The organism is Roseivivax sp. THAF30 (assembly GCF_009363575.1).
Classification (GTDB): Bacteria; Pseudomonadota; Alphaproteobacteria; order Rhodobacterales; family Rhodobacteraceae; genus Roseivivax; species Roseivivax halotolerans.
The window spans coordinates 793,561-812,068 of record NZ_CP045389.1 but is presented as its reverse complement, the minus strand read 5'-3'; the positions used below and the strand labels follow the sequence as shown (position 1 = coordinate 812,068).

General features: G+C 61.1%; 19 protein-coding genes and 1 pseudogene. 10 read left to right on the top strand and 10 right to left on the bottom strand.

Annotated elements, in window-relative coordinates; translation table 11 throughout:
* Positions 1-78: 78 nt before the first annotated feature.
* Positions 79-279: pseudogene (locus tag FIU91_RS03840) on the top strand (transposase); the annotation flags it as partial.
* Between the two features lie 351 nt (positions 280-630).
* Here FIU91_RS03840 and FIU91_RS03835 read toward each other — a convergent pair.
* Both FIU91_RS03835 and FIU91_RS03830 read right to left on the bottom strand, forming a co-directional pair.
* Entirely contained in the window at positions 631-1,839 is a 1,209-nt protein-coding gene (locus FIU91_RS03835; protein WP_152461510.1) for a CaiB/BaiF CoA-transferase family protein, read from the bottom strand.
* On the bottom strand, positions 1,836-2,792 hold the full coding sequence (locus tag FIU91_RS03830) for a hydroxymethylglutaryl-CoA lyase (protein WP_152461509.1): 957 nt from the start codon (positions 2,790-2,792) through the stop codon (positions 1,836-1,838). Before FIU91_RS03830 ends, FIU91_RS03835 begins: the two co-directional genes overlap by 4 nt.
* Positions 2,793-3,009: 217 nt before the next feature.
* Here FIU91_RS03830 and FIU91_RS03825 point away from each other — a divergent pair, with 217 nt between their 5' ends.
* Genes FIU91_RS03825 through FIU91_RS03815 form a run of 3 tightly spaced genes read left to right on the top strand, consistent with a single transcriptional unit; the run spans position 3,010 to position 5,945 of the window.
* On the top strand, positions 3,010-3,981 hold the full coding sequence (locus FIU91_RS03825) for a tripartite tricarboxylate transporter substrate binding protein (RefSeq protein ID WP_152461508.1): 972 nt from the start codon (positions 3,010-3,012) through the stop codon (positions 3,979-3,981).
* Positions 3,978-4,409: a tripartite tricarboxylate transporter TctB family protein gene (locus tag FIU91_RS03820; RefSeq protein ID WP_152461507.1), complete on the top strand. Its 432-nt coding sequence runs from the start codon at positions 3,978-3,980 to the stop codon at positions 4,407-4,409. The genes FIU91_RS03825 and FIU91_RS03820 overlap by 4 nt, the downstream gene beginning before the upstream one ends.
* Before the next feature lie 21 nt (positions 4,410-4,430).
* The gene (locus FIU91_RS03815) at positions 4,431-5,945 is read left to right on the top strand and encodes a tripartite tricarboxylate transporter permease (RefSeq protein ID WP_152461506.1); all 1,515 of its coding nucleotides are present in this window, start codon (positions 4,431-4,433) and stop codon (positions 5,943-5,945) included.
* Positions 5,946-6,008: 63 nt separating this feature from the next.
* Here the strand turns inward: FIU91_RS03815 and FIU91_RS03810 are convergent, their stop codons facing one another.
* From FIU91_RS03810 to FIU91_RS03795, 4 genes are all read right to left on the bottom strand, one after another.
* On the bottom strand, positions 6,009-6,395 hold the full coding sequence (locus tag FIU91_RS03810; protein ID WP_152461505.1) for a carboxymuconolactone decarboxylase family protein: 387 nt from the start codon (positions 6,393-6,395) through the stop codon (positions 6,009-6,011).
* 469 nt (positions 6,396-6,864) lie between these two features.
* The gene (locus FIU91_RS03805; RefSeq protein WP_371418244.1) at positions 6,865-7,560 is read right to left on the bottom strand and encodes a L,D-transpeptidase; all 696 of its coding nucleotides are present in this window, start codon (positions 7,558-7,560) and stop codon (positions 6,865-6,867) included.
* A gap of 293 nt (positions 7,561-7,853) precedes the next feature.
* Positions 7,854-8,327 carry a DUF305 domain-containing protein gene (locus FIU91_RS03800; RefSeq protein ID WP_152461504.1) on the bottom strand — a complete coding sequence of 158 codons (474 nt, stop codon included), beginning with the start codon at positions 8,325-8,327 and terminating at the stop codon, positions 7,854-7,856.
* 545 nt (positions 8,328-8,872) lie between these two features.
* Entirely contained in the window at positions 8,873-9,700 is an 828-nt protein-coding gene (locus FIU91_RS03795; protein WP_152461503.1) for a MauE/DoxX family redox-associated membrane protein, read from the bottom strand.
* A gap of 118 nt (positions 9,701-9,818) precedes the next feature.
* Here FIU91_RS03795 and FIU91_RS03790 point away from each other — a divergent pair, with 118 nt between their 5' ends.
* Positions 9,819-10,091 (top strand): metal-sensitive transcriptional regulator, encoded by a 273-nt coding sequence (locus tag FIU91_RS03790; protein ID WP_152461502.1) that lies wholly within the window; start codon positions 9,819-9,821, stop codon positions 10,089-10,091.
* Positions 10,092-10,224: 133 nt separating this feature from the next.
* On the opposite strand, the gene FIU91_RS03785 is transcribed toward FIU91_RS03790, so the two are convergent.
* From FIU91_RS03785 to FIU91_RS03770, 4 genes are all read right to left on the bottom strand, one after another.
* Complete coding sequence (locus FIU91_RS03785; RefSeq protein WP_254702040.1) at positions 10,225-10,671, bottom strand: cytochrome c; 447 nt, start codon at positions 10,669-10,671, stop codon at positions 10,225-10,227.
* Between the two features lie 11 nt (positions 10,672-10,682).
* Complete coding sequence (locus tag FIU91_RS03780; protein WP_152461500.1) at positions 10,683-11,177, bottom strand: DUF411 domain-containing protein; 495 nt, start codon at positions 11,175-11,177, stop codon at positions 10,683-10,685.
* Between the two features lie 85 nt (positions 11,178-11,262).
* The gene (locus tag FIU91_RS03775; protein WP_152461499.1) at positions 11,263-11,544 is read right to left on the bottom strand and encodes a hypothetical protein; all 282 of its coding nucleotides are present in this window, start codon (positions 11,542-11,544) and stop codon (positions 11,263-11,265) included.
* Between the two features lie 356 nt (positions 11,545-11,900).
* Positions 11,901-12,533: a tyrosine-type recombinase/integrase gene (locus tag FIU91_RS03770; protein ID WP_152461498.1), complete on the bottom strand. Its 633-nt coding sequence runs from the start codon at positions 12,531-12,533 to the stop codon at positions 11,901-11,903.
* Between the two features lie 437 nt (positions 12,534-12,970).
* Here FIU91_RS03770 and FIU91_RS03765 point away from each other — a divergent pair, with 437 nt between their 5' ends.
* The 5 genes from FIU91_RS03765 to FIU91_RS03745 all read left to right on the top strand — a co-directional run bounded on the left by FIU91_RS03765 (position 12,971) and on the right by FIU91_RS03745 (position 18,501).
* Positions 12,971-13,948 (top strand): sugar phosphate isomerase/epimerase, encoded by a 978-nt coding sequence (locus FIU91_RS03765; protein ID WP_254702039.1) that lies wholly within the window; start codon positions 12,971-12,973, stop codon positions 13,946-13,948.
* A 42-nt stretch (positions 13,949-13,990) separates the two neighbouring features.
* Entirely contained in the window at positions 13,991-15,037 is a 1,047-nt protein-coding gene (locus FIU91_RS03760; protein WP_152461497.1) for a substrate-binding domain-containing protein, read from the top strand.
* A gap of 75 nt (positions 15,038-15,112) precedes the next feature.
* Entirely contained in the window at positions 15,113-16,645 is a 1,533-nt protein-coding gene (locus FIU91_RS03755; protein WP_152461496.1) for a sugar ABC transporter ATP-binding protein, read from the top strand.
* 8 nt (positions 16,646-16,653) lie between these two features.
* On the top strand, positions 16,654-17,640 hold the full coding sequence (locus FIU91_RS03750; protein ID WP_152461495.1) for an ABC transporter permease: 987 nt from the start codon (positions 16,654-16,656) through the stop codon (positions 17,638-17,640).
* Positions 17,641-17,643: 3 nt separating this feature from the next.
* Positions 17,644-18,501 carry a MurR/RpiR family transcriptional regulator gene (locus FIU91_RS03745; RefSeq protein WP_152461494.1) on the top strand — a complete coding sequence of 286 codons (858 nt, stop codon included), beginning with the start codon at positions 17,644-17,646 and terminating at the stop codon, positions 18,499-18,501.
* Positions 18,502-18,508 lie beyond the last annotated feature (7 nt).

Sequence of the window (18,508 nt, the reverse complement as noted above, 5' to 3'; positions counted from 1 at the left end):
CTCTCCGTAGCAGCGTTTTGAGTTGCGGTTCGCGTAGACTCAGATACTACCACGGTTCCGGTCACAAGTCTGCTGTTTGGGGGCACCGGCATCTCGAGGAGCCAAGTCAGCCGGCTGTGTGCTGAGATCAACGAACAGGTCGATGTGTTCCTTACCCGACCCATCCAAGGCGAGTGGCCCTATCTCTGGATCGACGCAACCCATCTAAAGGTCTGCCGGGGCGGGCAAAGCGCCTCCGTTGCCGTTACCATCGCGGTCGGCGTGAACACTGATGGTCGACACTCTCCCCAAAATGCCGCATCACGGATAAATGGCCGGTTTGGTGAAGCCGCTTCGAAGGAAGGGGACTCTGGGTGAATGTCCGGTCAGGGCCGGGAGCGCCGAGTTGCTCCGGCAGGGCGGTCGCACGCAGCAGTGCCGCATGACCGCTTCGAGCTCGACCTACGCCTTAGACGGGTTGCAGCGAACGGCCACTCTCCAGAGCAGCCATAAACGTGCAAGATCCACATGGGTTTTCCAGGGGCTTCTGTCCCGGCTAACCTTCTGACGACGCAGGCCCTCTTGGGGCGGGACAGAAATCACCGTTTTGACAGGTCACCTTAAACCCTATGCAAAAAGGTCCACGGCCATCTATTCGGCCGGATCGTGACCGCTTCCCAAAACACCCTGCGCGGTGAGCGCGGCGATCCGGTCATCGCTGTAGCCGACCCCGCGTAAGATCTCGGCACCGTGCTCGCCAAGACGGGGTGTTGGAAGGCGCACTGACAGCGGCGATTGCGAGAACTTAACCGGAAACCCGATCATGCCGACGTTGCCATGTCCGGGATGCGGCACGCGAAGAACCATGTCCTGTGCAGCGACCTGCGGGTCGCTCAGCGCCTCCGACAGAGATTGCACGCGACCGCAGGGCACGCCCGCCTTGTTTAGGCGCGCGATCCAGTCGTCCTGCGTGCCGCCGGCCACCGCCGCGTCGATCAGCGCATTGAGCGCGGCGCGGTTCTGCAGGCGCAGGGCGTTGGTCTTGAAACGCGGGTCCGACAGCAGGTGTTCCAGCCCCAGTTCGGCCAGAAAGCGGCGCACGATCACCTCGGTCGAGGGGGCGACGGCGATATCGCCATCCGAAGCGCGGAACAGCCCGTAGGGCGACGCGATGGGATGATTGTTTCCCGTGGGCACCGGGTCGCGTCCGGTTGCCAGCGCATTCGACGACAGGTAGGCCATCATCGATAGCATCGACATCATCATCGATGCCTCGACACGCTGCGCCGGGCCGCCATGTTCGCGGTTTCTCAGCGCGGCAACGGCCCCCATTGCGGCGTAAAGCCCGGCGAGGAGATCCGTGATTGGGGGGGCCGTGCGCAAGGGGCCGGTGTCTGGCGTGCCGTTGGTAGCCATGTACCCGGACATGGCCTGCGCGATGAAGTCGAAGGCCGGGCGGTCGGCGTAGGGGCCAGTCGAGCCATAGCCGTTCACGCTCGTCACGATCAGATCGGGGTTGATCTGCGCCAGCCGCGCTTCGGTCAGGCCCATCTTGTCGAGCGTACCGGGTCGAAAATTTTCGGTCAGAATGTCGGCGTCGGCCAGCAGGTCTTCCAGAACGGCGATGCCCTCGGGCGCACGCAGGTTCAGCTCGATCGAGCGCTTGTTGCGATTGAACCCAGCGAAATACCACGACAGCCCATCGACGATATGGCCCTGCTTGCGCACGGCGTCGCCGCCAGGCGCTTCGATCTTGACGACGTCGGCGCCCAGATCGCCCAGGACCATCGAGCAGAACGGACCGGACAGGATCCGCGTAAGGTCTATGACCCGCACGCCGGATAGGGGCAGGGCGCTCATCCTGCGGCCGTCACGGTCAGGTCCGGGTCGTGGCGCTTCAGCCGCGGCCCGGCCTTGAGCACCTGCCCGGGCAGGGCCCGGCCGATGATGTCCTGCGTGAGGGCCGCGGCCTCGATCACCCTTTCGAGATCCACACCGGTGTCATAGCCGCTTTCCTGCAGCAGATAGGCAAGATCCTCGGTGCAGATGTTGCCCGTCGCCCCGGCTGCGAAGGGACAGCCGCCAAGCCCGCCGACCGCCGCATCGTAATGCGTGACGCCCTCGGTCAGCCCGGTCATAACGCAGGCGAGCCCCACGCCACGGGTATTGTGAAAATGCAGATGAATATCGAGCCCTGGTGCTGCGTCGCGAATGGCGCGGATGGCGGCCTGCACGGTCAGCGGCGTGGCCATGCCGGTGGTGTCACCCAGCGACACGCTGGATGCGCCCAGATCCTGGTAGCGCCGCGCGATCCGCGCCAGCTGTTCGGGCGGCACGACGCCTTCGAAAGGGCAGCCGAAGGCGGTGGCGATCCCGCCCTCGACGGCGATGTTGGTCCGCGACAGCACGTCGAACACCGCGTCCAGCTCGTCCAGCGACTGATCCACGGAGCGGTTCACGTTCTTGCGGTTGTGCGTCTCCGAAGCCGACAGGACCGTGTGCACCGCGTCCACGCCGGCGCCGGCGGCGCGTTCGGCACCGCGTAGGTTGGGCACCAGCGCGGTCACCCAGGCGCCGTCGGGGCGGTCGATCCCGTCAAGCACTGCCTCGGCATCGGCCATCTGTGGCACGGCGCGCGGGCTGACGAAGGACGTCACCTGCATGTGCCTGATCCCGCTGGCGAATAGGGCGTTGGCAATCTCGATCTTCTTCCGAGTGGGGATGAACGTCTTTTCGCTCTGGAACCCGTCGCGGGGTCCGACCTCGCAGATGGTGATCCGGGTGCCGTGCGGCACGAGGGCGGCGCTCGCCATGGCGGTATCCTTCCGTAACGGGGCGCAGGACAGGCCGCGCCTCTTGCCACGTTTCGCAAGATTGCTCGGTTGGGGCAAGGGATGCCATTTTGACGCGCCCTCTGCGTTGCCGCGAACGGGCCGGCGCTGCGCGATCCGAAAAAGACGGATGGCTGCGACCACTTGCAAACCAACGACATCTGTCATTTCCTCGCCGCATCCATGGGAGGATGATACTATGAAGATATTCAGCATGACTTCGGCCGCGCTTGGCGTGGTCCTGACCGCAGGGGTGAGCTTCGGTGCGCCGGCATCCGCCACCGAGTGCATCGCACCGTCGGCGCCGGGCGGCGGCTGGGATTTCACCTGTCGCACCATCGGCCGTATTTTGACCGATCTGGACCTCGTGGAGGGCAATGTTCAGGTCACCAACATGCCCGGCGGCGTGGGCGCAGTGACCTTTGCGATGGTCGCCAACGAGCGTCCGGCAGACGAGGACCTGATCGTCGCCACCTCGACCGTCGGCATCACGCAGATCGCGCAAGGCCGGTATCCCGCGCCAGTCGAGACCATGCGCTACCTTGCCATGCTGGGCGCGGATGTGGGCGTCATCGCCGTCGACGACGACAGCGAGATCGAGTCGTTGGAGCAACTCACCGAGATGCTGGCCTCCGACCCCGGATCGCTGGTCACGGCGGGATCGTCCGGCGCCGGTGGCTGGGATCACATCCGCCTGCTGATGGTCGCGCGCGAAGGCGGGCTGGATGCGGTCGGCGATGTGCGCTGGGTGCAATTCGACGGCGGCACCGATGCGGTGACGCAGATGATGGGCGGCCAGATCGACGTGGTGTCGACCGACTTGGGCGAGATTGCGGGCTTCGTCGATTCGGGCGACATCCGCGTCCTCGCCGCGCTTTCGGACGATCCGATCCCCGCGTTTCCGGACATCCCGACCGCAAAATCGCAGGGCATCGACGTGACCGGCTACAACTGGCGCGGCCTCTATACCGGCGGAGACGTGTCCGACGCGGCCTACAACGAATGGGTTGCCAACCTCGAAACGCTTTACAATTCCGAGGAATGGCAGACCGCAGCCGTCGAATCCGGGCTGATTCCGATCTGGCGCGGCGGCGAGGAGTTCTCCGACTTCGTCATCGAGGAAGCTCAGGCCATGGAGGACATTTCGCGCGATATCGGCGTGATTGAATGACGGTCAGACTGGCCGGCGTCGCGATCTTCGTGATCGCGGCGCTTTATACCTGGTACGGGCGCGAATACACGGCAAGCTTTGGGGACGTGTTGGGTCCGTCGGTTTTTCCTCTGATTGTGGGCATCCCGGCGATGATCCTGTCGGCTTCGCTGGTGGTTTTTCCGACCGGCGCCGTCCACTGGCCCGGCCCGTCGCACATGCTACGACAAGCGGCCGCGCTTGCGATCCTGCTGGCGTATGCGCTGCTGTTGCGGGATCTGGGGTTTCCGCTTGCCACGTTCGGCCTGATCCTCGGCATCGGCATTCTGCTTGGGGGGGCGCCGTTGCGCGCCCTTATCCTGGCAGCGCTTCTCGCACCCGCGCTCTGGGCGCTTTTTGACCAGGTCCTGGGGCTCCCGCTCGCCGTTCTGGGCCGCTGGTTCGACTGACACGCAGCACAAGGTGCACTCATGGAAGTTTTTTCCCTTCTGGCCGGCGGCTTTGCCGTCGCGCTGACCCCGCTGAATATCGGGTTGCTGCTGCTTGGCTGTTTTTCCGGAACGCTAATCGGCGCACTGCCGGGGCTCGGCCCGGTGAATGGCGTCGCGATCCTCATCCCGCTTACCTTCGCCTTCGGGTTCGACGCGACATCGTCGTTGATCCTGCTGTCCTCGGTCTATTTCGGCGCGATGTATGGCGGCCGGATCAGCTCGATCCTGCTCAACATTCCCGGTGACGAGCCGGCGGTGATGACCACGCTCGACGGCTATCCGATGGCGCAGCAGGGGCGCGCGGCGGATGCGCTGGCCATTTCCGGCGTGGCATCGTTCATCGGCGCGACGGTCGCTGTGATCGGCCTGACTCTTTTTGCGCCCCTGCTGGCGCGCGCGGCGATCCATTTCGGGCCGGCCGATTACTTCGCGCTGTACGTTCTGGCCTTCATTACGATCGGCGGCATCGCCGGCGTCGATCCGCGCAAGACGCTGATCTCAGCGCTGTTAGGGCTGATGATCGCCACGATCGGGCTCGACCCGATCTCGGGCATCCCACGCTATACCTTCGAGAACTATCACATCTACGACGGCGTCGATCCCATCGTAGCACTGGTCGGATTGTTCGCCCTGTCCGAGATCCTGATGTTGCTCGAGAAGGCCGCCATCGACAGGGCCAAGCCCATAGGACTGACAAGCTGGCTGCCCGATCTGCGCGCAATATGGATGACGCGTTGGGCGACCCTACGCGGCTCGATCGTCGGCTTCGTCGCGGGTGTGCTGCCGGGGGCCGGGGCATCTCTGGGCTCTGTAATGGCGTATTCCATGGAAAAGCAGACCAGCGACAAGGACGGCACCTTCGGCAAGGGCGACCCGCGCGGCGTCGCGGCCCCGGAGGCAGGCAACAACGCGGCCTCGGGCGGGGCGCTGATCCCGATGCTCTCGTTGGGCGTGCCGGGATCGGGCACCACGGCTGTCATGCTGGCGATGCTGATTTCGCTGAACGTACAACCCGGCCCTTTGCTTTTCGAGCGCCAGCCAGACCTGGTCTGGGGGTTGGTCGCATCGCTTTACATGGCAAACGTGGCCTTGCTGGTTCTGAACCTGCCGCTGATCGGCTTGTTCAGTCGGCTGATGATGGTGCCCACATGGGCACTGATGCCTATCGTGGCGGCGGTCAGCTTCGTTGGCGTCTTCTCGATTTCGAACTCTGGATTCGATCTTCAGCTGATGATCATGTTCGGGGTGTTGGGCTATCTGCTACGCAAGCTCGACGTCAGCCTTGTGCCGCTGGTTCTGGGCTTGCTGCTGGGCGGCGACATGGAGCGCAACCTGCGCCGCGCCATGTCGATCTCGAATGGCGACTGGGGTGTGTTGATCGCCAGCCCGATTTCCGTCGTGCTCTACGTGCTGGCAGCGGCGTTCCTCGCGCTGTCGATCTGGCTGGCTCGCCGCAACCAAAAGCGCACTCAGAAGCGCGACGCCGAGACCTAACCCACACAGAGCGGCTACCTGCCGCCCTGCGTGGGTCCTACTCGGATCAGGGCAGAGGCTGGGTCACGGCGTTGCCTCGTCCAGAACCTCGCGCGCCACCCGAAAACACTCGTGCGCCTGCGGGACGCCACAATAGATCGCCACGACATGGCAGATCGCCCGGATTTCGTCCCTCGTGACGCCGTTGTTCAACGCGCCCCGGCAATGGATTTCCCATTCGTGCATCTTGCCAAGCGCGCCCAGCATGGCGAGGTTCATCATGCTGCGCGTCTTCGGCTCGATCGCCGGATCACCCCAGCCGAAGCCCCAGCACCAGGCCGTCATCGCTTCCTGGAACGAGCGAGTCAGGTCGTCGGCCCCGGCAAAGCTTTTCTCGACATACTCCGACCCCAGCGTCTCCCTGCGCTTTTCCATGCCCTTTTCGAAAAGATCCGCGTCGAAAGTGCCCATGATATTCCCTTTCTTGTTCACCCCCCACCCTCGCCCGGGGCCAATGGCCCATGGTAGTGCCTCGGGAGGTTCTCTATTCGCCGCTGTCAAGGTCTGATCCTTCTGCGCCTCGTCGTGCGTGCCGGGCTCTTGGGTTCTCCCCGCTGTCGGCGGACAGAATGGACGGTTTTGTCCCGGATTGATAGCTGCCGTTCGTCGAAGGTCAGCAAAGTCCGCACTGCCGACCTTGATCCTTTGAAAATGCTGCGCGATGGACGAATGGCCGGTCTGGTGAAGCTGCACCGCAGCGATCGGACGGGGCCTGAACGGCGGGTGAGGGCCGAAGACCGCATACTTAATAAAGGCGCAGACAACCGCCACTTATTGCCTCAGCGATACATGCCACACGTCGGCTGGTAAGCCGCTCTTCGCTGAATTTGTAATCTCGCCAAGCACATCTGGATCCGAAGGATTGATGTCTTTTTGACGGTCAGCCTTGGGTATAGGTGTCAGCAGTCGCCTTTGGGTAAAGAAAGACCGTCGACTCCATGGGGACACGGTCATACAGGTGGCGGATATGATCGTTGGTCAAGCCCACGCACCCGTTTGACACGGCACGCCCGATGGTCGCGGGCTCGTTCGTGCCGTGTATTCTGAGGAAGGTGTCGCCTCGTCCCGCCTGAAACAGATACAAGGCCCGCGCGCCGAGCGGATTGTCCGGACCGCCATCCATCCCGTCCTTAAACTGTTCATATTTTTCCGGCTCACGCGCGATCATGTCCGGCGTCGGGGTCCAAGAGGGCCATTCTTTTTTTGCCCCAATGTAAAATCTACCGGGTTCATAAAGGTCTTCCCGGCCGACACGGATCTTGTAGAGCCAAGCCTGTGCATCCGGAATTGTCCAGTAAAGCTCAAAGCGATCTGGAACGACATGGATCTCGCCTGGCGGCACCTCGACATCCATTTGCACGATCTTGGGCTCCATTGGCGAAAGCTCAGTCTCGGGCGACGTTACGTCCTGTTCATGAGCCGTACCGGCATCGGCCATGGCCACACCGATCGCCGACGCGCCAAAAAAGAGGGCCTGGCGGCGAGACAACATCGGAGCAGTCATGCCTCTTGGGACACGCCACGAGGAGGGTAGGATCGACTTCTCGGAGGTGGGGCGCTTGTTCGTTCTGGACATCACAATTCTCCGTTCATCGCTTCCGCGGAAACCATGTTAGACGAGAAATGGATCCTTGCCGCGCTTGACAACATAAAGTGAAGCCGTGTCGGCGACCGTTTCCCAGAACTGTGCAGACCGCTTGATTGACGGGCTGCACCGCTTCAGCGAGCAATGTCCGAACTACGCCGCATTATACTGTTCGGGATATTGCCGGGAGGCGACTTCGGCGCGGGGCTTGCGCAGCGCAGGCGAGCGTGAAGCCACTTCGGCAGCGAACTGGCCGCGCGTTGTCGTCGCGCGGCCAGTGAAGATTATCGTGACGCGTGTGCGAGCCACTCGGACATGTACTCGATCTCGTCCCGCTGGACCTCGATGATCTCCTCGGCGAGACGCCGCATGTCGGCGTCTTGTCCATGGTCAAGAACGACTTGTGCCATGTCGATCGCCGCTTGGTGATGAGCAATCATACCGCAGGCAAAGGCGATGTCGGGATCTTCCTGCATCATGCCCTGCTGCATCGCGGGCATTGTCAGAAGCATCTTCTGCATATTTTCGCGCACATGCTGGGGCATCATGCCACCGTGGTCTTCCTCCATGCCCATGTTGTGGTCCGCGCCATGATCCATCATGTCGTGCCCGCTTTGCGTCTCGCGCATCGCTGATACCGGCATCTCGGAGCATTGCTCCGGGAGTTCGAACACATCTCCATTCTGAGCTGGCGCTTGGCTGGCGAGCGCGAGGGCGAGAAAAACGCTCGCGGCGAGGGTCGTTTGAGTCTTCATCATGCTATCTCCTGTGGGAATAAAGTCGGGGGCTTCCACAGAAGATGCTTGGGTGGAGGCGTCTCCACCGCCGCACGAAGGCCAGGCCAGCCCGGGACCAAGCCCGTTTGGTGAAACGCCTGCGCGGCGTTAAATGAGGCGTTTAGGCTCTCCGGACTTAAATCCGGATGGCAGCAAGCGACCGCGCAGTCGCCTGCATGCCCCGATCCGTAAAACTCGCAAGACGTGATTGTCGCGGAGGGACCGCTTTTATGTGGGCCGTGATCTTCGCGATCCAGTGCGTGGGTGGCCAAGCCTGTCATGTCGCCTAAGGCCGCGTCGTGCTCTTGAGCGAGAGATCCCGTCAGGATCAATGCGCTCAAGAGAATTATGGAAAGGCACCGGATGAGCGGTGTCACGATGAGGGCGCTATGCGATATGAGGGGCGACGGAAACTGGTCGAGCTCCCGCCGTCGCCACCGATCAATGCAGTCATCATCGCTTCCACCATCCGATATTGAGAGGCCGAACATCGTCCGGTCCGGGGACGATGTTGTCTTGCAGACCTTTTACATCGGCATGGTGGTCCCGGTCATCACATTCGCGATCATCCAGATGCCCATGGCCATCATGACCAGATTCTCGGTCAACGAGATGACGCCCAGTGGCACATTCGATCCGCCGCCGACGCAGGCGCATTTGAGCTCCCGCTTGTCGATATACACAGCCTTGACCACGCTCACCGCACCGATCGTTCCGATAAAGAGCCCCACGGGTGCCACAGCCCAGATCAACGGTGAGCCGGTACCGATCAACGCAGCCATGCCGATGCCGGCATAGAGTTCAAGGAAGGGATAGGCATAGCCGTAAGGCACATAGCGCTGTGCCAACAGGTCATAGCCGAGGAAGCCGCTCACGAAGCCGCCAACGTCCTGCAGCTTCTGCACCGCGAGAGCGACCATCGACGTGGCAAAGAACCACATGAGCCATGTCGGGACCGGGAAGCCATCGTAAAGTTTGGCGACAATCGCCGCGGAAAGCAGCGCCATGGAGCCGAAGATGGCGATCACCGGCGCATAGGTCGTGTCGTCCTTGGCGAGGACGCGGTACCCGAAGCGCGTCTTCAGCTCACTGAATCCTCCGATACGTTCTCCGTCGATCCATGCCTGTGGCGTCGTTTCCACGCCATGGGCATCCTTGAACGCGTCGATCTCGGGTCGGCTCGTCAGAAGATGATCATCAACCTTGTACCCTTTCCATTCCAGAAGCGCCTTCGACTTCAGGCCGAACGGACAAAGATGGCCGGGCATGGCCATGCGATAAAGAGAGGCTGTTTTGCCGTTGCCGCGGCTCGCAGCGCGAGCAGCCTCGGGGCCGTCGATATTCGTCGTACTCATGGTCGGGCCTCCAGATCCGTGCGAAGGATTGTTCGAATTTGAGCCTTACATGCACATATACCCTACAGGGGTATCTTCAAGCGGGCGCCTGGTGCAGCGGTCGATAAAGGACAAGGACATGAAACAGGACAAGCAACGCACACTCGATCGGCTCTCCCGCCTGGAAGGCCAGGTCCGCGGTGTCGCCCGCATGGTCGAGAGTGACCGCTACTGCATGGATATCCTGGCGCAGACAGCCGCGATCAGGTCCGCAATTCTGAGTGTCGAACGGCTTATCCTTGAGAACCATGCCGAGCACTGTGTCGAGGAGGCCATTGCCAGTGCCGACCCCGAGGAACAGCGCGCCAAGTTCGACGAGCTGATCGGGCTATTGCAAAAGGCGTCACGGTAACCCTTTCAGTCGAAAGTCTTGCCGCGTCAGAGCAAGGCGGCGAGCTTGGTCGTCATGGTGACGCCGAGAGCAACAGGCCCATGTTCAGAGAACACGGGCCGTCGCTTATGCCACTTTCAATTGCGTATGACCGTCATCGGCTTTCCATATCATCGTGGCGCGCGCGAATGTCCTCGGGCCATGTCGATTTGATATAGCTGAGGACTGCGACGATTTCCTCGTCAGTCAGGACTCCGTCATACACCGGCATGTTCGAGGCATAGTCAGGATCATCGATCAATGCGCCGATCCCGAACTTCGTCAGTCGGAACAGCGTCTCGCCGTCATGGTGCCAGGTATGCCCGGTCTCATCATGCGGCGGTGCAGGGAGCCTTCCGTCCGGACCTGGCGACCGCCAATCGGGCTGCCCTTCAAGATTTGGGCCATGACAGGCGGCGCAATGCTCCACATAGACGGCCGCGCCCGTGGCAACGGTGTCTGGATCAGCGTGTCGGAGAACAATCCGTTCTTCCCCCGGTCGGAGCGTGACCGTGGCAAGCAGAGCGGCTCCCAGAAGAACCGCTCCACTCGTCGTGATCAAGAGACCCCGCTTCATTGGCCAGCCCGATGGAAGATCTCACCAGAGGCTGCATCTCCGCCGAACGCGATCACGTCATAGCGGGCGCTCGGATCTGTACCCATGCCGGGTGAGCCGACCGGCATGCCCGGTACTGCGATCCCGGCAATGTCAGGCCGTTCGTCCAGCAGCCTGTTCAGAGCTGCGAAAGGGACGTGTCCCTCGATCGTGTAGCCCTCGATCTCCGCGGTATGGCAAGACCAGAGCGCTCCTGGCACGTCATTCTCCAGTTTTACGCTCGTCACGTCCCGCGTGTCCGTGACCTCGACCTCGTAACCTGCCTCGCGCGCAAGCGCGACCCACGCGCCGCAACAGCCGCAGGTGGGACTTTTCGTGACATGCATGCTGCCATGCCCGGCCATGTCGGGATGGCTCTCCGCGTGAGCCATTCCGGCCGCACCGAAGGATTCAAGGCTGAGCGTCAGTGCAGTGACAGGAGCTAAGGCCAAAAAGGCGTTGGTCGGTTTCATGAGTTTTCCTCTCGAAAGATTAGCAAGCTGGCAAACCCAGCTTCGATGCGATTTGGGAAAGAGCCTGTGCTGGGCACAGGTCGGATCAGATCGCGCGCGGTGGATCGAGAGGGCCGGAAGGTGTGATGCCGGTCAAAAGACGACCATCCGCCGCAAAGATGTCTCCGCTGGTGATCGATGCTGCGTCGGGTCCAGCTTCGCCAGGCAGAAGCGCAGGCAGGAAATGACAGCTCTGTGTAGGCTCGAGACTGCTATCGCAGCAATGTGCGGGCATATCGGTCGTCATCTCCATGACGCCTTGGTCCGGTTCGGCGGTCATCGCATGACCCGCCGCCATCGCGCCGGAAAGCGAAGCAGAGATTGCCACCGCAGCGATCAAGAGAAAACGAACCAAGGACATAAAACATACCTACACGGGGTATCTTGCGCATTACAAGTCACGGCCGCGCTATGTGCTGACGCATCAAAAGTCATTTTGGAAAGCACCGCTCTGCTCAACGCCAGGCGATGTTTCCAGCGACAGGAGCCCTACGATGGATCTCGGTAGTTGTGGCGACGGCTTTCGCACTTGCAGAGAAGATTCACCTCGTTCGAGATCACTACGCTCTGATTTCTCGAAATGCTGCGCCATTTATGAGTGTCCGCTTCAGTGAAGCTGCGGTGCGGCAATCGCCGTCATGGCCAAGGTCGGCAATGGGCCGTCCGTGAAGACGGCCCAGCTTGTTACATTTCCACCGCCTCGGAAATTGCCAGCGCATCCTCCAGCTCAACGCCGAGGTAGCGGACAGTGCTGTCCATCTTGGTATGGCCCAGCAAAAGCTGAACCGCCCGCAGGTTTCCTGTCTTGCGGTAGATCTGTGCGACCTTGGTTCGCCGCATGGAATGGGTCCCGTAGGCACTCGGCTCAAGGCCGACCGAGGTCACCCAATCGCGCACGAGCCGGGTATACTGGCGCGTCGAAATGTGCAGACGCTCGTGAAAGCGCCCGGGCCAGAGATACTCGGAACCGATCATGGCTGGATCCTGAAGCCACGCAGCGATCGACCTGCGTGTGCCCTCGGTGATCTCGAACCGCACCGGTTGCTTGGTCTTGCTCTGGTTGACTGATGTACGCTCTTTGACCTGTCCGGCCGCAAACACGTCCGCCACCTTGAGACTGACGAGATCGCATCCGCGCAGTTTGCTGTCGATGGCAGTGTTGAAGAGGGCGAGATCCCGAACCCGGTTAGCGATTTCGAGGCGCACGCGAATGGCCCAGACATGTTTCGGCATAAGCGGTCGTTTCTGGCCGACGATGCGGCCTCTGTTCCAGGCTGATCTCCGAAGGCGGATGGCAGGGAGGTTTGTGGTGGGCATGGTGGATCCTCCGGTCCGCCCCATCCTCCGCAACACCGACATCATGTCGGCAGGGCGATCCTACCACGCTACCACGGGAGCGCTGCACGAATGGCTGCTCGGAGCCCGACCTACGCCTTAGACGGGCTGCAGCGAACGGCCGATCTCACGAGCAGCCATAAACGTGCAAGAACCACATGGGTTTTTCCTCGGGGGTCCGTCCCGGCTAACCTTCTGACGACGCGAGGCCTCTTGGAGCGGGACAGAAACCACTGATATCGCCAATTTTGGAACCGGCTTCACAGCAGGGCTTGGCGCCGCTCAGACGAGAAGGGGCATCTTTGCTGCATGACGCGGTTCCACCTCCAGCACATCGGAGCGGCGATCACAGCGATCGCACAAAGATCCTTGCTAACTTCACAAAAATATGGTTCAACGTAAAGTTAGGAGGACAGCCCATGACCCGCTTCGCGACCCGACTGAACTCGTTCGCCGCAAAGGCGGAGGCAGAGTGGCCTGATCACAAAGGCAAGCCGACACCGATGATGACAGCGCGCCGCGCGGCCAAAGTGCCTGGATTGACCCATGTTGACCTGAATTATCCGGATCATGTGTCGGACGATCCGAAGGCCGTCCGCTCCGAGGTCAACGACATGGGGCTTGAGATCAACGGCCTGGCTATGCGCTACTACACCAATCCCGCATTCAAGCTTGGCGCTTTCACCAATCCCGACGCGGCAGTCCGGCGCGAGGCGATCGATCTGACCAAAAAGGGCATCGATGCCGCTCTGGAAATGGACGCGCCGCTGATGACTCTTTGGATGGGTCAGGATGGCTTCGATTACAGCTTTCAGGGCGACTACTCTAAGATGTGGGAGGATGAGGTCAGTGGCATACAGGAGGTGGCTGAATATGCCCCTGAATGCCTGATTTCCATCGAGTATAAACCAAATGAGCCCCGCTCATTCGCACTTCTACCCGATGCCGCAACGACCTTGCTGGCCATCGATGAGGCCGGGGCAAAAAATCTCGGCGTCACACTCGATTTCGCGCATGTTCTCTATGCGGACGAGATGCCAGCCTTCGCCGCCACTTTGATCACCCGCCGCTCGCGCCTGCTCGGCGTGCATCTCAACGACGGATACGCCAAGCGGGATGATGGCCTGATGGTCGGCTCTGTTCACCCTCAGGCCACTCTTGAGCTGCTAACCCAGATCCGGCGGGACGGGTACAATGGGGTGATTTACTTCGACACCTTCCCGGACGCATCGGGCATCGATCCGGTCGAGGAATGTGCCGCGAACATCGAGATGGTCGAGCGGCTGATGGCGATGGCCGAGAAGGTCGAGGCTGACAACACTCTGAGATCCGCCATCGGAAAACAGAATTCCCCCGCTGCGCAACGCGCCGTACAGAGGATCCTCGCAGGCGGTTAAAATTCACGAAATCACAGATTCACGTAAAGGGAGGAGACCCAAATGACGAAGACACTGAAGACGATTCTGCTCGCTGGAACTTTTGCGAGCAGCGCCGGCCTTGCCATGGCGCAAGACCTGCCACCCCTTAACTCCGATACTGAGGCGGACCGCATCGACTGGTCGCAGCTTGAGGCCGAGTTCGGTACGGTTCCGACTCCGACCGATGATGCTTCGGTTGGTGGCGTCTCAAAAACGCTGACGAACGAATACTGGCGCTCTCTGGGTATCGGTTACAAGAATGTCGCCGATGAGTATGGCGTTGATTTCGCCTATCAGGCGGCGCCGAGCGAGGGCGATCAACTGGCGCAGCTATCGATCGCCGAGAACATGCTATTGCAGGGCTATGACGCGCTGTTGTTCTCGCCGCAGACTGACAACAACCTGCAGCCGGCGCTGGAGCGCGCGAGATCGCAAGACATCCCTGTGGTGAACGTGAATGATGCGGTCATCCCCTCGGTCGAACATTATGTCGGAAACGTGCAGCGCGACAACGGCGTGCGCGTGGCGCAATGGTTCATCGAAAACACCGACGGGGGCAAAGTTGCGGTGATCGAGGGCCAGCCTGGCGTGTTTGCTGCGGGTCAGCGTACCGACGGCTTTACCACCACTATCAACGAGGCAGATGGTCTCGAAGTGGTGGCGAGCGTTCCCGCGAACTGGAGCCGCGAAGAGGCCTACAACGCAGCGTCAACTATCCTGCAGCAACATCCCGACCTGATCGGCTTCTATGCCAACAACGACGGCATGGCGCTTGGCGTGGTTGAGGCGGTTAAGGCGGCCGATCTACAGGAGCAGGTAGCTGTATTCGGCACCGACGGCATCTCGGACGCCTACGACTCGATCCGAGCGGGGGACCTTACCGGAACCGTCGACAGCTTTCCCGTCCTGACAGGCGAAGTCGCGATGGAAGTCGCTCTGCGCCTTCTTGATGGGCAGGATCTTCCGCGCGTGGTGGCCACGCCCCAAGCTCTGATCACCTCGGAGAACATCGAACAGTACTCCATCGAGGATACCGCTGCGCTGCGCGAGATGCTTCTGGCCGAATAAGGCCGATTCATCGATCGGGGACCGCTGGACGCGTTTTCGCGTGTCGTGCGGCTCCCCTCATCGAAAGGTCCCACCATGGCAACCGACATCATCCGTCTCGCTGTCGACGGGATTTCCAAGGGCTTCCCAGGCGTCAAGGCGCTGGAAGATGTGTCTTTTCAGGTCCGCCCCGGCGAAGTTCACGGGCTCCTGGGCGAGAACGGCGCAGGCAAATCCACGATGCTGAATGTTCTGGCGGCTGTTCTGAAGCCCGATGCAGGCGAGATCCGGATCGACGGCGAGACCGTACGCCCTGGCAGTCCCAAAGATGCACGCGCTGCCGGGATCGCGATGATCCATCAGGAACTTCAACACATCCCGGGCCTGAGTGTGGCGCAGAACATCTTTCTGGGCCGACCTCTGAAGATGGCAGGTGGGCTCCTCGTGAACCGGCGTGCCCAAGAGACGCGAGCGCGCTCTATTCTGGCGGATTTGGACCCCAGTATCGATCCGGGCCGACCGATTCACGAACTGAAGGTCGCACAGCAGCAAATCGTCGAAATCGCCCGTGCTTTGTTGGACGATGCGAAGATCATCGCCATGGACGAGCCCACCTCGTCTCTGACGCCCTCGGAGTTCGACAGCCTCGCTGCGCTGATCCGCAAGCTGTCAGCGCAGGGGGTCTCGATCATCTATGTCTCGCACAAAATGGACGAAGTGTTCCAAGTCTGCCAACGCGCAACAATTCTGCGTGACGGACGCTTCGTAGCTACAGTCGATCTCACTGAAACCAGCGAGGACGAAGTGATCGCCAGCATGGTGGGGCGCGAAATCCAGGCGGAGCAACATGTCAGCCATGCCGAAGCCGAGACTGTGCTGCGGGTAGAAGGCTTGGGCGACGGTCGGATGATCCGCGACGCCAGCTTTGAGCTGCATAAGGGCGAAGTGCTGGGCCTTGCAGGACTCGTCGGTTCTGGCCGAACCGAGCTGATGCGGCTGATCGCGGGCATCGACCGCGCGACCGAAGGCAGCATCGAAATTAGGGGAAGCGAGCATAGTTTCCGCTCGCCGCGTGAAGCAATCTCGGCCGGGATCGGGCTGGTGCCGGAGGAACGTAAGAAGGACGGCATTGTTCGCGACCGATCTGTCGCATCCAATATGGCGCTGCCCTGCATGAACCGTTTCTCCTCCGCTGGATTGATCCGTCGCGCGCATCTGCGCCACGAGGCGACCGAGCTGATGCAGCAAATGAACCTGCGCCCGCCGAACGTGGACCGGGCCATCGGCCAATTCTCAGGTGGAAACCAGCAGAAGGCCATCATTGGTCGCTGGCTGGCCGCGGATGTAGATATCCTGCTGTTCGACGAGCCGACGCGCGGCATCGACATCGGCGCCAAATCGGAAATTTACGATCTGATCGAACGGCTCGCGGCGCAGGGCAAATCGATTATCGTCGTCAGCTCCGAGCTGCCAGAGATCCTGCGCCTATCCGACCGGGTGATGGTGATGCGCGAAGGCGAGATCGCAGGGGTCCTTTCGGGTGGTGACATAGACGAAGGCCGGATCGCCGCCCTCGCCATTCCAAAATCGAAAAGCCGCAGTTCTCAGCGAACTGCCGAACCAGCGTGAGCCAAGCCATGACAAATACATCCGATACCAAGGCCAGCGAGGCAGAAGGCCGACGCTCGTTCCTGCCCGCCTTCATCAACCTCCGTGACGCAGGCACGCTTTTTGGCCTTGCGTTGATCCTGATTGTTTTCGCCGTTCTGAACCCTGTCTTCATGACCGCGCCGAATGTACTCAACATTCTGCAGCAATCGTCGATCAATGCCTGCATCGCGCTGGGGATGACCTTTGTCATCATCTCGGGGGGGATCGACCTCTCGGTGGGTCCCGCGGCGGCGATTTCGGCCGTTGCGGGCGCCGCACTCATGACCGCGGGGGTTCCACTGCCCATAGCATTGCTGGGCGCTCTGGGCACAGGAATGTTGTGCGGGTTGTTCAATGGCTGCCTGATTGCCTTTGCGGGCCTTCAGCCGTTTATCGTAACCTTGGGGGGCCTTTCGCTCTATCGGGCGCTTGCACTGATCTTCACCGGCGGCAATCCTATTTTCGGTATTCCCACCGAATTCCGTGCATTTATCAACGGTGATCTTCTGGGCGTTCCGGTCCCTGTCGTCATCGTCGGCCTGATCGCTCTGCTATTGTGGATCGTTCTGAACCGCACTCCATTTGGTGAGTACATCTTGGCCGTTGGAGGCAACCAAGAGGCAGCGCGCATCGCAGGCGTTCCCGTCGCTCGTACAAGGATAACTGTATACGTGATGTCGGGTGGCCTTGCTGCGGTCGCCGCTCTGATCCTGATGGGCCGGCTGGGCGCGGCTGATCCCACGATGGGCAATCTTTGGGAGCTCGACGCCATCGCAGCGACCGCCATTGGGGGGGCGTCACTGATGGGCGGCAAGGGGTCGGTCGTCGGTACGCTACTGGGTGCGGTTATCCTTGGTTCGCTTCGCAACGGGCTGACGCTGATGAACGTGCAGGCGTTCTATCAACTTCTTGCGACAGGCATTATTATCATCGTTGCGATGCTCATTGACCGAGCCACAAGAGGAAGAGCCTGATACATGAATATCGACCCGCGCACTGTTGGAGCAAGAGTGAGGATGCAGACCCCGTCCCTCACGCCGCTGGAAGCGCGGGTCGTCAATACGATCACCGGACGCACGGACATGGACATGACCACCTCGCTTCGCGAGGTGGCCGAAGATTCTGGTGTCTCTGATGCGATGATCGTCAAGATAGCCAAGAAGCTGGGCTTCAACGGCTTCAGAGATTTTCGTGAGGCGCTGGTCAGCTATCAGCAATCCGACGTCGCCTCGCTCCATAGCGAAATCTCGCCAGAGGACAGTTCTTCCGACATCGTGCGCAAGGTGTTCAACACCGCAGTGCAGGCCATCGAAGAAACCATGTCAATTCTCGATATGGAGGCCTTCGATCGGGCGTCAGCCCTGCTACACGGGGCGCGACAACGGGACTTCTACGGCCTTGGCGGATCGGCCCAGATTGCGCGTGACGTGTCACACAAGTTCCTGCGCATCGGTCTGCGCAGTGCCGTGTTCGACGACTCGCACATGATGCTGATGTCAGCTGCACTGCTCGGGCCCGACGACGTAGTGGTCAGTTTCAGTCACTCCGGTGCGACCTCTGCCGTGATCGACGCGACGCGCTTGGCGCGGCAGAACGGAGCTCGCACCATCGCTCTAACCAATTATACTAACGCGCCAATCACCGAGATTGCCGACGTCGTTCTATGCTCGACTGCTCAGGGGTCACCCCTGCTCGGAGAGAACGCGGCAGCCCGGATCGCCCAGCTCAACATCATGGATGCGATCTTCGTCTCAGTCGCGCAGCGCGATTTTGAATCTGCCGAGAGCCAGCTGGCACGGACGATGAAATCCGTCGACAGCAAGCGGGAAAAATAGGAGCTTG

What these genes read in the sequence shown, in the direction of transcription:
- FIU91_RS03750 (WP_152461495.1), top strand. Translation starts at nt 16,654, where the DNA reads ATGACAAATACATCCGATACCAAGGCCAGCGAGGCAGAAGGCCGACGC.
- FIU91_RS03805 (WP_371418244.1), bottom strand. Translation starts at nt 7,560, where the DNA reads ATGTCCAGAACGAACAAGCGCCCCACCTCCGAGAAGTCGATCCTACCC.
- FIU91_RS03825 (WP_152461508.1), top strand. Translation starts at nt 3,010, where the DNA reads ATGAAGATATTCAGCATGACTTCGGCCGCGCTTGGCGTGGTCCTGACC.
- FIU91_RS03745 (WP_152461494.1), top strand. Translation starts at nt 17,644, where the DNA reads ATGAATATCGACCCGCGCACTGTTGGAGCAAGAGTGAGGATGCAGACC.
- FIU91_RS03755 (WP_152461496.1), top strand. Translation starts at nt 15,113, where the DNA reads ATGGCAACCGACATCATCCGTCTCGCTGTCGACGGGATTTCCAAGGGC.
- FIU91_RS03790 (WP_152461502.1), top strand. Translation starts at nt 9,819, where the DNA reads ATGAAACAGGACAAGCAACGCACACTCGATCGGCTCTCCCGCCTGGAA.
- FIU91_RS03765 (WP_254702039.1), top strand. Translation starts at nt 12,971, where the DNA reads ATGACCCGCTTCGCGACCCGACTGAACTCGTTCGCCGCAAAGGCGGAG.
- FIU91_RS03810 (WP_152461505.1), bottom strand. Translation starts at nt 6,395, where the DNA reads ATGGGCACTTTCGACGCGGATCTTTTCGAAAAGGGCATGGAAAAGCGC.
- FIU91_RS03760 (WP_152461497.1), top strand. Translation starts at nt 13,991, where the DNA reads ATGACGAAGACACTGAAGACGATTCTGCTCGCTGGAACTTTTGCGAGC.
- FIU91_RS03800 (WP_152461504.1), bottom strand. Translation starts at nt 8,327, where the DNA reads ATGATGAAGACTCAAACGACCCTCGCCGCGAGCGTTTTTCTCGCCCTC.
- FIU91_RS03830 (WP_152461509.1), bottom strand. Translation starts at nt 2,792, where the DNA reads ATGGCGAGCGCCGCCCTCGTGCCGCACGGCACCCGGATCACCATCTGC.
- FIU91_RS03780 (WP_152461500.1), bottom strand. Translation starts at nt 11,177, where the DNA reads ATGAAACCGACCAACGCCTTTTTGGCCTTAGCTCCTGTCACTGCACTG.
- FIU91_RS03795 (WP_152461503.1), bottom strand. Translation starts at nt 9,700, where the DNA reads ATGAGTACGACGAATATCGACGGCCCCGAGGCTGCTCGCGCTGCGAGC.
- FIU91_RS03820 (WP_152461507.1), top strand. Translation starts at nt 3,978, where the DNA reads ATGACGGTCAGACTGGCCGGCGTCGCGATCTTCGTGATCGCGGCGCTT.
- FIU91_RS03835 (WP_152461510.1), bottom strand. Translation starts at nt 1,839, where the DNA reads ATGAGCGCCCTGCCCCTATCCGGCGTGCGGGTCATAGACCTTACGCGG.
- FIU91_RS03770 (WP_152461498.1), bottom strand. Translation starts at nt 12,533, where the DNA reads ATGCCCACCACAAACCTCCCTGCCATCCGCCTTCGGAGATCAGCCTGG.
- FIU91_RS03815 (WP_152461506.1), top strand. Translation starts at nt 4,431, where the DNA reads ATGGAAGTTTTTTCCCTTCTGGCCGGCGGCTTTGCCGTCGCGCTGACC.